We start from the raw sequence: 15,578 nt of genomic DNA on the forward strand, positions 1-15,578 counted from the left end.
CTCCGTGCTGGCCTTGACCGCAGCCCTCGTCCAGCCCCGGGCCGGCCGCGCCCTGGACAGCGGAACCATCACCACCGCCTCCGGCCTGCGCTCCGGCCTGCTCCTGACCGGTGCGGGCCTGGGCTTCGCCATGCTCCCGGGACTTTTCGGCCTGCTGCCGGCCGCGGTGCTGATCGGCGCGGGCACCGGGCTCATCACCCCGCTCGGCTTTGCCGCCCTGGCCGCCGCCACCGCACCCGAACGGGTCGGGCAGACCATGGGCGCGGCCGAACTGGGCCGCGAACTGGGCGATGCGGGCGGACCGCTTTTGGTCGCGGGCGTCGCCGCACTGACCACCCTGACCTGCGGTTTCGCCGCCCTGGCCGCCCTGACCGTCATCGCGTCCTTCCCCATCACCCGGCGACGCGAGACAGCACAGGAGAACAGTGAGCCCGGACCCTAGCCTGTTCGCACCAACGGCTCCCCGGGGCCAGGAGGGCCGCCACACCGAGCGCCACCGCGGCACGGCACGGCACGGGACCAGCCAAAGCGGACGCGCCTGGTTCAGCGGGCGGCGTGGCGGTGGCGTCGGCTCGACTGGATCCGGTATCGGCAGCCGAACCCGTCGGCAGGGGATGCCTGCGAGGTGGTGGGCTGGACTTCCAGCGGGCCGAAGCGCGCCAGCAGCGGGGAGACGACCGGGATCGTGTGCAGGCGCGGCAGCAGCCAGGTGTGCCACAGCCCGGTCAGGAAGATGATCGCGGAGCTGGACACCAGCAGCGAGCCGAGCACGTCGGTGGGGTAGTGCGCGCCGATGTACAGGCGCGAGAACCCGACCAGCGCGATGGCGGCCGCGCCGATCAGAGCAACCGGGAGGCGGTGGCGGGTGTGGCGGGCCAGGATGCAGGCGGCGACCACGGCGGAGACGTGAAGGCTATGTGGCCGCTGGGGAAGCTGTTGGAGCCGATCTCCGAGTCCAGGGAGTGGACGGCCGCGATCGGGGGCCGATTGCGGGCCACCAGGATCTTCGCGACCTCGCTGCTGTTCCAGCCCACCGCCACCACCAGGAACGTCGAGACCGCCTGGACCGGCTGATGGCGGCGGATCAGCAGCCAGCCGCACCACAGCGCCAGGATGACCAGCCCGCCGGCTGGGGAGACGATGTCACTGACCACCTTCATTACCGGCGTCAGCGCCGCTGAGCGGGTGTCGTCCTCCAGGTGCTGGTCCCACTTCAGGTCGTGCGGCTGGATCAGCGAGGTGTGGGCCGCCGCCAGCCCCATCGGCGATCGCTGCCACGAACAGGAGAACTGAGTAGCGCAACCAGTGACGCACGTACGGCATGCGGGGAGTCCTTCCAGGAGCGGGGCAACACCTTGCGGAGCGGGCGCCGCCCATCACCCCGCGCACGACCCCACGCCCCCTGGGGGAAGGTGACGCGAAGGTGGCGCTGAGATGATGTAGCGGCGACCGCCCGACATAAACTACTACACGCTGTAGAGTCATTTGTGGTTCCACCCCACCGCCGCACACGGCCGGGACTGCGCGAATGCGCGAGAGGTCAGCCCCATGAACACCATCGCCGACTGGCTCGGGGGCCTGTCCGGACCCGTGGCATACGCCGTCGTCGCCAACCCTGGTCTTCTGCGAGGACGCCCTGTGCGTTGGCTTCGACCTGCCCGGCGAGACCGCGGTGGTCCTCGGCGGGGTGCTCACCAGCCAGGGCAAGGTTTCGGTGTGGTGGCTCGCGGTAGTGGTTGTTGGCGCCGCGATCGCCGGCAGCCTCGGCTACGAGGTCGGGCACCACTTCGGACTGAGGATCCTGAAGTGCGGCCCTCTGCGCTCCCACCATGATCATGTCGCCAAGGCCCAGGACCTGATCGCCGCCGCGGCCCCGAAGCGGTCTTCCTGGGCCGGTTCATCGCCATCTTCCGCGCGATGACGCCCGCGCTGGCCGGGATCTCGCACATGCCCTACCGGCGCTTCCTGCTGTTCAACGCCCCTGGCGGCCTGGCCTGCGGCATCCGCTTCACACTGCTGGGCTACTTCGCCGGAAACGCACGTCTGGTCTCACCTTCTTGTCCTCTTGATCGGCGATGCGGTGGGCGGGGTCGGCCTTGCGGGCGGAGGCAGGTCCGTCGCCGAGAACGCTGGTGCCGGAGCGCCTTCGCCGTGTTGCCACGCGTGGATCACGGCGAGGATGCGGCGTCCTGGGTCGGTGAGCTGCATCGGCGTAGTGGGGGTGGCGCGTCCGACGAGGTGGAGGCCGAGGTCTGCTTCAACGTGATGGATGGCAGCTCGGAGGGTGGCGCCAACGACGCCGAGGGCTTGGGCGGCTTTGGCGAGACTGCCATAGGGGGCCGCAGCTGCGAAGAGTTCGAGGCGAGTTCGGCCCAGCCTGCCGGTGAGTGCGGGCCGCAGCGGTAACGGGATGTGTTGGAGTTCGGTATCGCGGTGGATAACGCCTTGGTGGCTTCGTCCACCACGTGTGCGGGTTTGTATTCCGGCTTCCTTGATTCGCTTGAGCAGAGTGGATGCGCCGATGCCCAGCTCGGCCGCGAGATCGGTAGCGGAGCGCTGATGGACGAGGTACTGCTCTTGCAGCCATTCCCGGTCGATGTCGACAGTTCGATTGTGTCCGGGTTCGCGTGGGCGACGTAGGGAGATGCCGTATTCGTCGGCGAGGTTGGCGATCACACGTGCACTCACCCCGATTTGGTCACCGATCTGTTGGAGTGTGCGCCGCTGCACGGTGTAGAGGCCGGTGAGGTCGTCGGGTGGCAGTGTCTCCCGTGCATAACGCAGGGCCGCATTGGGTCGCCAGCCGTGAGCTGTGCGCTGGGTGGTGGGAGCCGGGTGGAGGGCCAGGAGGTAGCGGATCGCTTCGGGCGTGGTGTCGAGTTCCTGCGCGGCCGCGGTGGGTGACTGGGAATGGCCGCGGATGAGCTGGTGCAGTCGGGCGAGGTCGACGGTGTGGGGGTCGCATCCGGGCAGGCCGAGTCCGTCGAGCAGGGTTGTGGGTGGCTGCCAGGTGAGTGGTTCGTGGGCGAGGTGGTGGCGGTCCAGGAAGGCGCGGGCCACGTCGTCGAGGGCTTCGGCCAGGGCGGGGGTGTGCCAGACGGGGAAGTCGACCTTGTGGTCGCGCACGGTTCGAGGTGTCGTGTTGGGGGTGGGTTGTGTGCTGAGGCGTTCGACGAGCACCGCGCGCACGATGCCGGCTCTGCGCTGCTTGCCTGCCGCGATGCCCACGGTGCGGCAGATACTGTGCCACTGCTCGTCGGGCAGCAGCTCGCGGAAGTCCAGGTGTCGGCGCCGGTGGTAGTCGATGGGGATGTCGGTGTTGTCGAGGTAGTCGCTGACGCGGGTGAGTGCTTCTTGGACGGCATCCCAGTGGCCTGATTGCTCCAGCACGCGCAGCATGCGGGACATGTGGCTGGAGTTGAGGTGAGAGCCGAGGCTGGTGAAGGCTGCCTTCCTGTCCATACGGCTGCCGACGATCAAGAGCATCGCGGACAGGGCCTGACGCATGATCGTGTCGAACGCGCCTTGCGCGGGGGCTATCCGTAGCCACCAGCCCGGCCAGGCGAGAGTGGGGATCTTGCGGGCGCGTTGGGTCGCCGGGCCCGCGTCGGCGGGTGGCTTCTGGGGGCCGAAGTGACGGCTCGATGGCGCAACTGCTCGCTCAGCGGCCGGCGGTGCAGGGCAGCGGCAAGGTGCACGGACTTGAGAAGAGGGCCGATGTCGGCGCCCCACGTGCTCACGGTCAGGGCCGCCTGGGGCGACACCTGCGAGACGGCTTCCACCAAGGTCCTCATGCGCTGGCCGGCTTCAGCGAAGGCGGGCTGGTTGAGGATGTTCAGTGCGGCAAGAACGGCCGCGGCTGTCGACGGCGCCCCCGGTGGCGCCGATGCGCCGGGGCGGTCGGGGAAGCGCGAGGCGCGTTCCTGGGTGGGCATGCGGGTGACGATCTCGGCGGGCATGTCGCGGGTGAGGCAGGTGTCGGACATCAGATCCGCTGCCCGGGAGGTGACCATGAGGAAGCGGGCGGCCAGCGCGCGGATGTCGGCGAGGGCGACCCGGGCTGGCTGGGGGTCGGCCGCGTAGATCCCGAAGTCGGCCCTGCCGGTGTCGATGCAGGTGGCAAGCAGGTGCTGAGCCTGGATCACCGGAGATTCGGCCGGGAACGGGAGGCTGGGGGCCGTGGTCAGGTCGTGGTGGCAGCGGGGGTGCTTGTCGCTGCCCCGCGTTGTGTTCGCGCACCGGCCGGGGATCGGGATGCCGTAGCCGCTGTGCGGGCGCATGCGTTGCGGGCGCAGGCAGCCAGGGCAGTCGTCGGCCAGCAGCCGGTTGTGCACCAGGCAGGCGAACGACCAGCCCAGCCGCCACGACACCTGCCAGCGACCGCCGCTCTCGGCCAGGCAGACAGGACAGTAGCGCGAGCCCCGCGCGCGGCCCCACAGCAGCCGCTGGTCGACACGCCTGCTGTGCGGGTTGAGCACCAGGGCGCGCTGGTCGTAGGGGCGCAGCGTCATCCGGTGCACCTGCCCGGACGCGATGCCGGTGGCCGACGCGATCGACTCCAGCTCCACGTCAGTGGGCATCCCCGACCAGTCCCACCGGGCCGGTGACAGCCCCTCGTGGCGCGGAAGGAAGCCCAGGGCGGGCAGGAGGTCTTTGAGGTAGATGTCCGTGCGGTGCGCGATCGCCTCGACCCAGGAGTCCAGTGCTTCTCCCGACACCGGTGCCACGCGGATCGGTAGCGTACGGACGAAGCTCACGCCACGCGCTTCGCAGTGCGCGAGCGCCCAGGATTGGGCTTGGTCGTCATGCGACCGCGTTCGAATTTCTTCGGGAGCGCCTTGCGCGCCCGCTCCGCCGCCGCATCGAGCTTCACCTGGTCGAGGAGGTCGACGTCGAGGAGCTTGGTGCCGGTGCGTGCGGCGCGCTGGCATCCACGGTTGATCAGCGTCATCAACGAGCCGATGTGCCCGGTGGTGCGGATGTAGAGGTAGTCGGACAGGTCGTCGGCGAGCATGCCGGGGAACTTCCGGCACAGCACGATCCGCTTCTCCAGGGCGAGCAGCATACTGCGCCACTCACGGCGGTGCTTGTCGTTGGTGACGACGAACGGCTCCATCGTCAGCGGGGTGGTGCGGCGCGCGGTCTGGGCGAGGGTGATGGTGCCGCGGGAGTTGCCCTCGGAGTACAGGCCGCGGTTGCTCAGCTCGACACCGATGCACTTCCTGGGCGCAGGCGGGGCACTCGGCGAGATGTCGAGAGAGCTCGTCCGCCTCGGCGGAGGAGAGTGCGTAGGCGCCGGTCAGTGTGTGCAGATCGGCGGAGTCGGTCACGACGTCACCCCCAAGCAGTCCCGTAGGCGGATGAGCCCGTCCCGCAGGCGGGTTTTGACGGTGCCGAGCGCTGTTCCCAGCACATCAGGTCTATCCCCGGTAATAGGCCACGTCGACCGACTCGCGCTGCAGCTCGGTCAGATGCTCCAGGCTGCAGCCCACTGGTTTGCGCTCCAGCGACCTGCTCCGACACGAAATCGAAGTCCGGGGTGGGGTCGCGGACCGGGGCCCGCTGCTCCCGGTCGCACGAGCTCGAACTGAGCGGACCCCATCGACGCCCCTCGCTGGGCGAGCCTCATGACGCTGGGGCGTCACGCCGCCTCTTCACGGCCGTGTAGACGCCGTTGAACGCCTCCTTGTCTCCCCTGGAGACCCGTTCGAGAAGGGTCTCCAGGCTTCCGGGGCCCGGCGCCACGGGTCCGTTGTCGTGGGCTATCGCGTGAATACGCACCTCCGAGCAGTGGTCGTCACACCACTGGTTCGTCGCCGGGCCCCGGGCGAATTGGTCGCCCGGGGCGGCAGGTCCCGATCAGGAGACCGGCGGCATCAGAACGGTGTCGACGATGTACACGTTGGCGTTGGCGGTCTTGACGTTGCCGCAGACCACGTTAGCGGTGTCGTTGACCATGTAGGACTCGCCGGAGCCCCTGGTCGAGAGGGACTGCTTCTCCAGCGTCGGGAACGTGCCGCTGGTGAGCTGGTTCGGGGTGAGCGGCTGGCCCACGACGTGGTAGGTCAGGATCTTGGTGAGCGTCGCCTTGTCGTTGAGCACCTTGTCCAGGTCGGCCTTCGGGATCTTGGCGAAGGCGTCGTTGGTCGGCGCGAAGACCGTGATGTTCGACGCGCTGTTGAGCGTGTCGACGAGTCCGGCCTTCGTCACCGCGGTCACCAGGGTGGACAGCGCGGGGTTGTGCGAGGCGGCGGTGGCCACCGGGTCCTTGGCCATGCCGTCGAAGCTGCCCGCGCCGTCCTTCGGCACCCCGGCGCAGGCGGGGCCGAAGGGTGCGGACGCGTTCGTCGTGTCGCCCGCGGCGGACGACGGCGGCATGGCCGTCGTGGTCTGCGCGGCAGTGGTCTTGTCGCTGGCGCTGTCGCTGCCGCTGTCGGAACAGGCGGACGCGGTGACGGCGAGGACGGCGGCGGCGGCCGAGACGAGGGCGACACGACGGATACGAGTGGTGGTGTACACGCGAATTCTCCTGAGAATGCCCGGTAAGACCGGATGGTTATGGTGTGGTGTGGTCGGGTGATGTGGTGCGCGGAACTCACTCCACGGTGACCACCACCGAGTGCCAGCCCGTCGAGCCGTCGGGCACGGTGCCCTGGCGCTCTTCGGTCTGGGTCGAGCCCGTGCGGTCCGTCGCGCGGACCTCGATGCGGTGCGAACCGGGTTTGGCGTCCCAGAGGTAGGACCATTGGCGCCAGGTGTCGGCGGTGTCCTCCGTGGCGGGCCTCGCGGCCAGCCACTCACCGCCGTCGATCCGCACCTCGACCCTGTCGACACCCTTGTGCTGGGCCCACGTGACGCCCGCGACGGGCACGGGTCCCGCCTTCAGGGAGGCGAAGGGCCGGGGGGTGTCGATCCGGGACGACGTCTTGATGGGGGCCTGCGGGGACCAGCTGCGCCGGACCCAGTAGGCGTCGAAGTCGGCGAAGGTGGTCAGTTCCAGGTCGGTCAGCCACTTGCAGGCCGACACGTACCCGTAGAGGCCGGGGACGAGCATTCGGACGGGAAAGCCGTGGGTGAAGGGCAGCGGTACGCCGTTCATCCCGACCGCGAGCATCGCGTCCCGGCCGTCGAGGACCGTCTCGACCGGGCTGCCGAGCGTCATCCCGTCCACCGAGCGCGCCACCAGCTGATCGGCGGGACCACCGGCGGACGGCGGACGGACCCCGGCCTCCTTCAGGAGTGCGGCGAGCGGCACCCCGATCCACCGGGCGTTGCCGGTGTACGGTCCGCCGACCTCGTTGGACACACAGGTCAACGTGATGTCGCGCTCGATCAGCGGGCGCCGCAGGAGGTCCTGATAGGTGAACTCCAACGGCTTGGTGACGCCCTTGCCGTGGATCCGCAGCCGCCAGCTGTCGGCGTTCACCTGGGGAACGGTGAGCGCGGTGTCCACCCGGTAGAAGGACGCGTTGGGCGTCGTGAAGGGCATCATCCCGGGGATCCGCAGATCGGCTCCCGCGGGTACCCGCCCCGCCGCCGACAGCGGGGCGGGCAGTCGTACGGCGTCCCGGGAGGCGACAGCCGCCGCGTCGGTGGAGTTCAGCCGCCGCCCGACGGTGCCTCCGACGGCGGAGAACGCGGCCGCCGCGGACGCGGCGATCAGGAACCCGCGCCGGTCGAAGGCACCGGACGGCTCCCCGGGTGCCCCGGCATCGCCGGGGGCCGGTGAGCCCTTCCCGCGGATCCGGCCGGCCAGCAGCCACAGCACCGCCGCCCCGGCGACCGCGCCGACGAGCGAGGGGAACGCGTCCGTCCACACACCGACCGGCCGCCGGACCGCCGCCACCGCGCCGACCGCGCCGAAGACCGCCACGCCGATGACGCCCGCCACGCGGTGGCGCACGGCGACGATGCCGACGACCGCCGCGAAGAGCGCCAGTGCGGCGACGATGCCCAACTGCAGCACCAGCTTGTCCGAGGTGCCGAAGTGCCGGATCGCCCAGTCCTTCACCTCGACCGGAGTCGCGTCGATCGCCGTTCCGCCGATCGCCGTCACCGGCGACGCCTGCGGTCCGACGGCCACCGCCACCAGCTCGGCGGCGGCCAGCGAGACGGCTGCCGCCAGTTCTCCGCTTACCGCGCCGAGCAGCAGGTCGCTCATCCGATTCCTTGTCACAGGGGGCATTCGGAGCGGGTCCTGAGCCGGATTGGTCCTTCACCCGATCGGGTTGCCACAACAGTCGGCGCAGAGTCCTGGGCTATCGCAGGACGACCACGGGCGCCTGGGACGGCCCTACCTCACTGCCGTCCCACGCCCGCGCGCGCACGGGCAGCGGTCCGGGCAGATGCTTCTCGACGAGCGAGCAGAGACGAAGCGCGATGAGGGGCATCATGGGAGTTCCCTGTATCGGGATGCGCGCGGGCCCCTGGCGTGGCCTCGCGTCCCGGGTGGAGGGGGTGGTCGTGTTCCATTTCTTCGGCCAGGGCTATGAGGAGGTGGCCTGGCTCCTGGTACGGCGTCTGGAACGTGAGAGCTGGGCGGCGAAAACGTGGCGGTTGCCGACGGCGGCGGCGATCGTCTGGGCCCGCCTGCGGCTGGGTCCGGATTCGTTTCGGGTGTTGCTTTCGCGGGACTGCCGTGGCCGTCGAACGGGCGCCTGGCGGTGGACGGGACGGTGTTCGACGTTGCCGCTACGGCCGCGAACGCGACGTCCTTCCGAAGGCTGGGCAGCAGTCGCGGGCAGGGCCGCAGCCCGTTTCCGTAGGCGAGGGCGGCGGTGTTGGCCGAGCGCGGAGCGCACGCGGTGTTGCAGCCGAGGCCGGGTCGCTGTCCGTCTATGAGACGGCCCTGACAAAAGGCTGCCCACCCGCTGTCTTTCCGTGATTTCGCAGGCGAAAATCCACTCGCCTTCGTCCGGATCGACGGGACGGGTGCCTGCCCCGGCCGTAGTAGGTTGTTCTGGCTCCGACGGGCGTTCGGCCAGAGGCCCGCGCCCGGCCAGGTTCGCTGTATACGTCGACGTGTTCGCCCTTACATCAACCACTGCCCGCACTACCGCCGTCCGGGACTCGAGCGGGGTGAATCGGGCCGTACCCGTCCCGGGACCGCCGTGGGTACCGGCACGCTGGTGAGGCAGTTGGCCGTGTCGTTGGAAGGTCCTGTTCGTGACGGATGATCCGATGTTAAATGCCGCGCAGATCCATGCCTGTTTGCGCACGGTCGGGGTGGACCTGCCGGTGCTGCCTGATCCGATGCCGAGGGCGGCGGCCATGGGGATGCTCTTGTACTGCGTGGAGTCGGCCGTGACGTTCGACACCGATCGCCTGGATCTGGAGGCGGTCCGCGAGGGCTACTTCGCTGGCATCCGCGACACGCTGCGTGTCGCCAACGACGGATCCGAGGCGTTGGGCGGGGTGTGGTCGCGGTTGTTACAGGCCCGGGTGAACCGCACGCTAACCGACCTGGTCGCCACCCGGATAGGCGACGATGGCGAAGGATGTACCGTGCCGCCGGCGGTCAACCACCTCCTGGACGCCACCCAAGCGCTGCTGTCCACGAGTAACCCGCCGGCAGACACCTCCCCCCACGAGCAGCTGCAGGGTGTGCGGAATGCGCTGCGCACCGCACGCCGGGAAGTCCAGGCGCCCGGCAGTAGATCGAGGACGGGTGCCAGGTGCTGCGGTCCCTCGGGCTCGAACCCTGATGAAACGTCGGGCGCGCCTCTGCGTTGCGAGGGTCTCTCGGAGAGCTGACCTGACCTGCCGTGACGCGTGGAACATTCCACACGCTCCGCTGGAATTTCCCGGGGCCGAGGGCGGGTGATGATGCGCTGCGGGCGCTTCCCCGCCGTGAATGCGCAATCGCTACTGCCCATCGGCTGTGACCTGGTAGGCAGCCATGGAAAGCCTGAATCCATCCACGGCTCCCGGCCAAACTATCCATCGATTGCGTAAGCACCGCCGCCGTTGACAACATGCCGATGGCCGACAGAGATGACTGCGCCGCAACCCCGATCACTGTTCGGCTGGGCACGAAGGCGACGAGACGACTCCGCTCCAGCGCCTCCGGATCTCTTCGATGCACCGCCCCGACCCGGGCCATCGTATTGCACTGCCCTGACCGGGGAATCAACGGAGCGCCGGTCCGGGCCAAGTTCATCTCCGCGGTGATGCCTGAGCCGAGCGGGTGGGGCGGTCGTACGCTTTGCCTGATTTGCACTGTTTTCGGGTAGAGATGCTAATTCCGTCGCCTGCCGGCTTCGGTGGATCGCGCCGCCTTGAGGAGGCACCGTAGTGATAGCCGAACCCCCCGTCTTGTGCCGCCCCGCCCGGAGCGGAGGCTGTCATGCCGACTGACGAGTCAGCGGCCGCCGGGAGCAGCGGGCGCAGGGCTGTGCTCCGTGGCTTGCTCGGCGGTGGCGCGGCCGCTGTCCTGGCCGCGCAACAAGTTTCCGCCCGCGCCGCGACGCCCGAGCCCACCGCCCCTGAATCGCGTCTGAAGATGCCGGAGACGAGGACTGGGGCCGAGTCGACAGGGCAGGTGCGGGAGTTTTGGATCCAGGCAGACTCCTTCGAGCACAACGCGGTGTCCAACGGGTACGACGGCATGATGGGGCGACAATTCGGCCCCGACCAGACGACCTTTTGGGCCGTCGGCTTCCGCGCCTACACCCCAGGCTGGGAAGTCCCTCTGAAGGCCGACACGGGTGTCGAGGGAATCGGGACCAATTCCGGCATACCCGGCCCGGTGCTGCGCGCGGCGGTCGGCGACACGATCACGGTGCACTTCCGCAACAACGACGCCTACTACCAATGGCCGCACAGCATCCACCCCCACGGCGTGCAATACGACCGGGACAATGATGGGGGCTGGCTGGCCGACGATCCAGACCGGCCCGGCACCGCGATCCAATACGGGGAGACCTACACATACACCTGGATCTGCCGACCGAGCTCGGTCGGCACCTGGCTCTACCACGACCACTCCGTGCCGCAAAAGATCCCCGCACCAGAAGCCTCCTCCGGGGAGGTGGCCAGCGACGGAATGGAAGCCGATACGGTGATGGAGATCGGGGCCGAACTGGGTCTGCTGGGTCTGCTGGTGGTCACCGACGAGAAAACCCCCGAGGTCGACCGAGAGTTCACGCTGCTCCTCCACGACGCCTACACCGACGACGTCCCATCGCTTGCACAGGACCTCGACATGTTCAACGGCGGAGCGTTCCTCGACAACACGCCCACCTTCACCGCGCAGGTGGGTGAGCGGGTGAGGTGGCGCATTGCCGCACTGGGCAAGGAGTTCCACGTCTTCCACATCCACGGCCACCGGTGGGAGAGCCGGCAGGGCTATCAGGGATGGGTCGACTCCCAGATCATCGGCCCGTCCACGACACTGACTGTGGAGTACACCGAAGACAACCCCGGCGACTGGATCTACCACTGCCATGTCACCGACCACATGATGGGCGGCATGGTGGGCCGCTACCTCGTTCGACCCTGACCTTCCGTCGGGGCGCTCCCTGCGCGAGCGGTGCAAGCTGCGCTGACTGAAGCCGCCGGGGGAAGCGTCACGGGATCAGAGGGCGTCTGCCCCCTGATCCCGTGCGGGCTGGTGTCCGGGTTACGGCGGCCCGGGTGATGGTGGTGGGGCGGTGGTCAGCGGTTGTAGCTGTCGTGGCCGGCCCAGTCGCCCTTGTCGTCGCCCTTGTGGTCACTGTGGTCGTCGTCATCGCTGCTGATGTTCTGGCAGACGTTGCCGAACGCCGGGTTCAGGAGACCGACGACGTTGACGGTGTTGCCGCATACGTTGATCGGCACGTGGATGGGGACCTGAATGAGGTTGCCGGACAGAACACCCGGGGAGCCGATGGCTGCACCGTGGGCATCGGCGTCAGCGGCGGCAATGCCGGCACCGGTGGCCATGATGGCGCCGGCGACGGCGGTGATGGCGGCTGCCTTGGCAATACGGGACATCGAAAGTCTCCTTGGGAGGTTGAGTGCGCCGTGAGGTCACGGCGTTTCTTCACCAACGGGCGTGCTTGGCCGCAGGTCACGGGTGTTCCGCCGAACGAGTGCCTGCATTGCGCGCCGCAGTCCCGGGACGCTGGCGGGGGAGGGGCCGTCCGGGTGAATGCGGGTGGTCGGAGGTGGTGCCGCCCGTGTCATGGACCGCGAGCCGCTCGTTCATGGTGTGCGACATCGAGATCCGGTCGGGTCTGGCGGTTTTGCCCTTTCCTGCCAGGCCCGACCAGATCATTCGCAGTCCTGCGCGCACCGACTTGTGCGTCGGCTGGAATCCGCCAGGGATCGGCGCCCGGGCATGTTCAGGACTACGCTCGCACGGTGTATGCGGCTGACAGCAACGTAGTTGGCGTTCTCGCGAGCGCAGTTTCCTAAGCGAGCGGGTACCCCTGCAGGAGTCGGGCATGGCAGCGCCGGGTGTGGTAGTAACTCGCCCCGCGGTGACTCTCCAAATGGGCCCTGCAGAGCCGCTGGCTGTGCCTTCACTTCGCGGGGCCTTTCGCGATGCTGACAGGCGTTTCGAGCTCTTTGCGAAAGCGTTGTTCGCAGTTGGCGCTCTTGCGGCAAGTCCGTGTCGATCCGATCCGTGACCGTGAGGGCAACCGCGGCCGGGATCGTGACGTGGTGGTTCCGTGAAGCCAAATTCAGGCGATCCGGATCTCCCTGGTCCTGGGCCAAACCCGTTTGTCGTTCACGCTTCCTTGTCTTCGACGCGGTGTTCCGCAGTGACGCGAGGCACGGGGAGTGTCCACCGGATGGCGTATCCCTTGATCATGGATGCGTCAAGTGGGTGAGGTGTCGATCGAGCACGGGCCGTGGTGGAGGCGGCAGGTGCGGCTCCATCGGACGGGTGAGTGGTCGCGATGGTGGCCGCCCGGCCTGGAGCGAGGGCCGGCAGCCGACCGGCGCGGTTGAGCTACTGCAGCGGCTGATCTAGCGGGTTCGGGAGTCCGCTCTTGAGGGCGAGATGACCGATCTCCTGGGCTATGAGAGGCACCGCCCACAGTTACGACGGCGCCAGGTCCAAGTCTGTGGTGACCTGCGTCGGACCGGTGGCGATGAAGCCAGAATTCCGCGCCCTGGCCGCTGCCGCCTGCCCAGCTGCCAAGGATGTCGCGGTGGTCTTCGCGGTCGCTGGACGGGTCCCGTGTGCGGGGGCGGCAACGGACGGCGCGCGAGGTAGGCCTGATGAGCGATGACCAGCCTGAGGAGCACGTTCCCCGGCGCTGTCTCGGCTTCCGGAACGGTGCCGTAGGCGGGGAAAACCTGTTCCAGGCAGACTATGTGGAGGATTCGACGGATGTGGGCGGGGACGGCGATTAGGACGATGGAGGCGTGGGCGGCCAACGCATAGTGGCGGGCGGCGATCAGGACGGTGATGCCCGTGGAATCGCAGAACGTGAGACCGCTCAGATCGAGGAGGAGTTGTTGACCGGCATCAATGGCGAGTCCAGGGAGAAGATCGCGGACGTGAGAGGCGGTGTGGTGGTCCAGCTCTCCGGCCATTTCGATGACGGGGTCGCAGGGAAGGGTGCGGGTGGTCACGCTCAACTGGGTCACTGTCACTACTGCTCTTCACGGTCGGGCCGCGCCCGCTGGGGGCCAGGACGGCGCGGTGTCGGGCTGCGAAATGAACGAAAGCGCCGGGTGAGAAGCAGGACGATGGCGGCGGCGATGGTAATGAGTTGCGCGACGACGGTGAGCTTCTTGTCGTCCGACCAGATGGGTTCGTACATGTCGGGCACTGGGCCAAGCGCCCCGACGTCGACATAGCGGTAGAGCAAAAGCGCGGCGAGACCGCCTGCGGCGACGAGCAAGGCCAAGAGGTCGGACAGCAGACGGTGCCACAGGAGGACGAGCACGGCAGCCACGGCGGCCAGGCCCGCTTCGACCCGGAACAAGGTGCCCTGGCTGACGGTCGCGCTGACCGCGTCGTACTGATCGGCGAGGTGTACGTGGACGTAGGCGTCGACAGCCAGGCCCGCCGCGGCAGCGATCCGGCACGCGCCGCGCAGGGCACGGCGGGCACCGCCGGGCGTGGACTCAATCGTCATGGCCGGCTCTCCTTCCTCGGATCCTTCGGTCCGGGCGTGCTGGCGGGCATCAGCGAACGGTGAGCTTGCCCTTCATGTACTGGTGGATGTTGCAGATGTAGTCGTAGGTCCCAGCGGCCGCGGGGGCTTTGAAAATCGCGCTCTTGCCGCCGGCGATGGTGCCGGTGTCGAAGGCCTGGGACCCGGTGGCCGTGGCGGTGTGTGGGGTCTTGTCCTCGTTCCTGACGGTGACGACCGTGCCCGGAGCGACGGTCAGCGAGGCTGGGCCGAACATGAAGTCCTTGATGACGATCTGTGCGGCCGCACTTGCGGGTGGGGGAGTGGAAACGGGTGCGCTGGTGCTTGGTGATCCGCCGCTGGAGCCGGAGCAGGCGGTGAGTGCCAGCAGTCCGCAAGCGGCGCCGGCGACGGTGATGCGAGCCTGACGGAGGTGCGGAGCGCGGTCATGCGCAGGCCCGGCCTTTCGGGAGAAGCGAAGGGGTGTGGGGGGAGGAGAAGGGCCAGTGATCTCGTCCGGGCCAAATGGGCGTCGGACGAGACCGCTGCGCCAGGGCGGGTGCCTCGGTCTTGGTATGAGGTGCTTGGAGGTTTACCCCTGGGGGACGCGCCGTTACACCGTCAGCAAGGAGGGGCTGGCGGCCTTGTCGACGGGCAGGAAGTCGTCGGGCACGGGGTACTGGCCCAGGACGAAGTTCAAGATCGCCGCGTGCATGGCCTCGACGGGGGCGATGGTGGCGGCTGTGCTGATCCCGGCAGGGCTGGTGACGTTGTACGTCGCGAACAGGTAGGTCTGTGCGGCCTGGTCCTCCAGCTGGAGGGCGAGTTTGGCGACGGCTCCGACATGGGTGGCCTTGCCGAGGGCGGCGGTGACCTCGGCCTGGTTGGACAACGGCACGTCGGTGATGGCGGGCTTGCCGGCACCGGTCAGCACCGCGTTCCACGCCTTGGCATGGTCGGCGTGCTGGGCCATCGCCGTAGTCACGAAGGTCGCCACCGCCAGCGGAACCGTACCGAGCTTGCCGGCCTTCGCTGCCGCCAAGGCCGCCTGGTACGCGCCCACCGCCTGGTTCTCCAATGCCGTAGCCAAGGCGACGACCTTCAGATCACCGGTGTACTGGCCGCTGCCCGATGCCGCCCCAGAGGTCGACGGCGAGGCCGAGGAACCTGCGTTCTTGTCGCTGCTGGAACAGGCGGCAAGGGTGAGGGCTGCCGCGACTCCGCCTGCTCCCAGCAGGAAGCGTCGGCGCCCCAGGTCGGGGCGCTGCTCGGGCTGGGAGCGGATCTCCTGCGCCAGGTCCACCGCGCTGGCCCGCATCGCCGGCAGCGTCTCGCGATGGGCCTCTTCCATGTCCCGGGTCAGCCGCGCGAGTTGCGCTTCGCTGATCTGCAGTTCCCAGCCGTCGTGTGCAGTGCTCACTTCACGGCTCCTTCGGAGATCGGCGAGGCGTTCTTGGTCGGGTAGAAGGTGTCGGGGAACCCGACGCTGCCGGCGGCGGCGGGCAG

17 protein-coding genes and 1 pseudogene are annotated in these 15,578 nt (G+C 68.7%); 4 read left to right on the forward strand and 14 right to left on the reverse strand.

The window, feature by feature from the left end:
• On the forward strand, positions 1–442 hold a 442-nt coding region (locus tag O3W51_RS44755; RefSeq protein WP_269289579.1), incomplete at its 5' end, for an MFS transporter.
• 101 nt (positions 443–543) lie between these two features.
• On the opposite strand, the gene O3W51_RS44760 is transcribed toward O3W51_RS44755, so the two are convergent.
• Both O3W51_RS44760 and O3W51_RS44765 read right to left on the reverse strand, forming a co-directional pair.
• Positions 544–897, reverse strand: a complete 354-nt coding sequence (locus O3W51_RS44760) for a phosphatase PAP2 family protein (protein WP_269289582.1) — start codon at positions 895–897, stop codon at positions 544–546.
• On the reverse strand, positions 840–1,262 hold the full coding sequence (locus O3W51_RS44765) for a hypothetical protein (RefSeq protein WP_244808922.1): 423 nt from the start codon (positions 1,260–1,262) through the stop codon (positions 840–842). The genes O3W51_RS44760 and O3W51_RS44765 overlap by 58 nt, the downstream gene beginning before the upstream one ends.
• Before the next feature lie 425 nt (positions 1,263–1,687).
• Between O3W51_RS44765 and O3W51_RS44770 the strand changes: the two genes are divergently transcribed.
• Positions 1,688–1,921: a hypothetical protein gene (locus O3W51_RS44770; RefSeq protein WP_187144668.1), complete on the forward strand. Its 234-nt coding sequence runs from the start codon at positions 1,688–1,690 to the stop codon at positions 1,919–1,921.
• Between the two features lie 128 nt (positions 1,922–2,049).
• Here the strand turns inward: O3W51_RS44770 and O3W51_RS44775 are convergent, their stop codons facing one another.
• From O3W51_RS44775 to O3W51_RS44810, 7 genes and pseudogenes are all read right to left on the reverse strand, one after another.
• Positions 2,050–3,507, reverse strand: coding sequence for a helix-turn-helix domain-containing protein (locus tag O3W51_RS44775; RefSeq protein WP_138358308.1), 1,458 nt, complete (start codon positions 3,505–3,507; stop codon positions 2,050–2,052).
• Between the two features lie 29 nt (positions 3,508–3,536).
• Entirely contained in the window at positions 3,537–4,727 is a 1,191-nt protein-coding gene (locus O3W51_RS44780) for a TniQ family protein (protein ID WP_187144667.1), read from the reverse strand.
• A 26-nt stretch (positions 4,728–4,753) separates the two neighbouring features.
• Positions 4,754–5,116, reverse strand: a complete 363-nt coding sequence (locus tag O3W51_RS44785; protein WP_138358312.1) for a hypothetical protein — start codon at positions 5,114–5,116, stop codon at positions 4,754–4,756.
• A 210-nt stretch (positions 5,117–5,326) separates the two neighbouring features.
• Positions 5,327–5,775, reverse strand: a pseudogene (locus O3W51_RS49175) (RNA polymerase subunit sigma).
• An 84-nt stretch (positions 5,776–5,859) separates the two neighbouring features.
• Positions 5,860–6,519, reverse strand: coding sequence for a fasciclin domain-containing protein (locus tag O3W51_RS44800; RefSeq protein WP_269289589.1), 660 nt, complete (start codon positions 6,517–6,519; stop codon positions 5,860–5,862).
• Between the two features lie 76 nt (positions 6,520–6,595).
• Entirely contained in the window at positions 6,596–8,161 is a 1,566-nt protein-coding gene (locus tag O3W51_RS44805) for a molybdopterin-dependent oxidoreductase (protein ID WP_269289592.1), read from the reverse strand.
• Between the two features lie 97 nt (positions 8,162–8,258).
• Positions 8,259–8,393: a hypothetical protein gene (locus O3W51_RS44810; RefSeq protein ID WP_331284152.1), complete on the reverse strand. Its 135-nt coding sequence runs from the start codon at positions 8,391–8,393 to the stop codon at positions 8,259–8,261.
• A gap of 772 nt (positions 8,394–9,165) precedes the next feature.
• Here O3W51_RS44810 and O3W51_RS44815 point away from each other — a divergent pair.
• Both O3W51_RS44815 and O3W51_RS44820 read left to right on the forward strand, forming a co-directional pair.
• Positions 9,166–9,753, forward strand: a complete 588-nt coding sequence (locus tag O3W51_RS44815) for a hypothetical protein (protein WP_138358320.1) — start codon at positions 9,166–9,168, stop codon at positions 9,751–9,753.
• A 592-nt stretch (positions 9,754–10,345) separates the two neighbouring features.
• The gene (locus O3W51_RS44820) at positions 10,346–11,500 is read left to right on the forward strand and encodes a multicopper oxidase domain-containing protein (protein WP_138358322.1); all 1,155 of its coding nucleotides are present in this window, start codon (positions 10,346–10,348) and stop codon (positions 11,498–11,500) included.
• A 155-nt stretch (positions 11,501–11,655) separates the two neighbouring features.
• Here the strand turns inward: O3W51_RS44820 and O3W51_RS44825 are convergent, their stop codons facing one another.
• From O3W51_RS44825 to O3W51_RS44845, 5 genes are all read right to left on the reverse strand, one after another.
• A complete protein-coding gene (locus tag O3W51_RS44825) occupies positions 11,656–11,973 on the reverse strand; it encodes a chaplin (RefSeq protein ID WP_198359410.1) in 318 nt (105 codons plus the stop codon).
• Between the two features lie 1,032 nt (positions 11,974–13,005).
• Entirely contained in the window at positions 13,006–13,587 is a 582-nt protein-coding gene (locus O3W51_RS48660; RefSeq protein WP_331284153.1) for an STAS domain-containing protein, read from the reverse strand.
• The gene (locus tag O3W51_RS44835) at positions 13,587–14,075 is read right to left on the reverse strand and encodes a hypothetical protein (RefSeq protein WP_269289594.1); all 489 of its coding nucleotides are present in this window, start codon (positions 14,073–14,075) and stop codon (positions 13,587–13,589) included. The genes O3W51_RS48660 and O3W51_RS44835 overlap by 1 nt, the downstream gene beginning before the upstream one ends.
• A gap of 49 nt (positions 14,076–14,124) precedes the next feature.
• Positions 14,125–14,649, reverse strand: coding sequence for a cupredoxin domain-containing protein (locus O3W51_RS48665; protein ID WP_331284154.1), 525 nt, complete (start codon positions 14,647–14,649; stop codon positions 14,125–14,127).
• A 36-nt stretch (positions 14,650–14,685) separates the two neighbouring features.
• Positions 14,686–15,492 carry a ferritin-like domain-containing protein gene (locus O3W51_RS44845; protein WP_244808920.1) on the reverse strand — a complete coding sequence of 269 codons (807 nt, stop codon included), beginning with the start codon at positions 15,490–15,492 and terminating at the stop codon, positions 14,686–14,688.
• Positions 15,493–15,578: the final 86 nt, after the last annotated feature.

It is taken from the genome of Streptomyces sp. H39-C1 (assembly GCF_027158125.1).
Taxonomy (GTDB): Bacteria; Actinomycetota; Actinomycetes; order Streptomycetales; family Streptomycetaceae; genus Actinacidiphila; species Actinacidiphila fildesensis.

Excerpts from the sequence above, each read along its gene's own strand:
- O3W51_RS44805 (WP_269289592.1), bottom strand. The coding sequence starts at position 8,161 with ATGAGCGACCTGCTGCTCGGCGCGGTAAGCGGAGAACTGGCGGCAGCC.
- O3W51_RS44820 (WP_138358322.1), top strand. The coding sequence starts at position 10,346 with ATGCCGACTGACGAGTCAGCGGCCGCCGGGAGCAGCGGGCGCAGGGCT.
- O3W51_RS44775 (WP_138358308.1), bottom strand. The coding sequence starts at position 3,507 with ATGCGTCAGGCCCTGTCCGCGATGCTCTTGATCGTCGGCAGCCGTATG.
- O3W51_RS44765 (WP_244808922.1), bottom strand. The coding sequence starts at position 1,262 with ATGGGGCTGGCGGCGGCCCACACCTCGCTGATCCAGCCGCACGACCTG.
- O3W51_RS44825 (WP_198359410.1), bottom strand. The coding sequence starts at position 11,973 with ATGTCCCGTATTGCCAAGGCAGCCGCCATCACCGCCGTCGCCGGCGCC.
- O3W51_RS44835 (WP_269289594.1), bottom strand. The coding sequence starts at position 14,075 with ATGACGATTGAGTCCACGCCCGGCGGTGCCCGCCGTGCCCTGCGCGGC.
- O3W51_RS44785 (WP_138358312.1), bottom strand. The coding sequence starts at position 5,116 with ATGGAGCCGTTCGTCGTCACCAACGACAAGCACCGCCGTGAGTGGCGC.
- O3W51_RS44810 (WP_331284152.1), bottom strand. The coding sequence starts at position 8,393 with ATGATGCCCCTCATCGCGCTTCGTCTCTGCTCGCTCGTCGAGAAGCAT.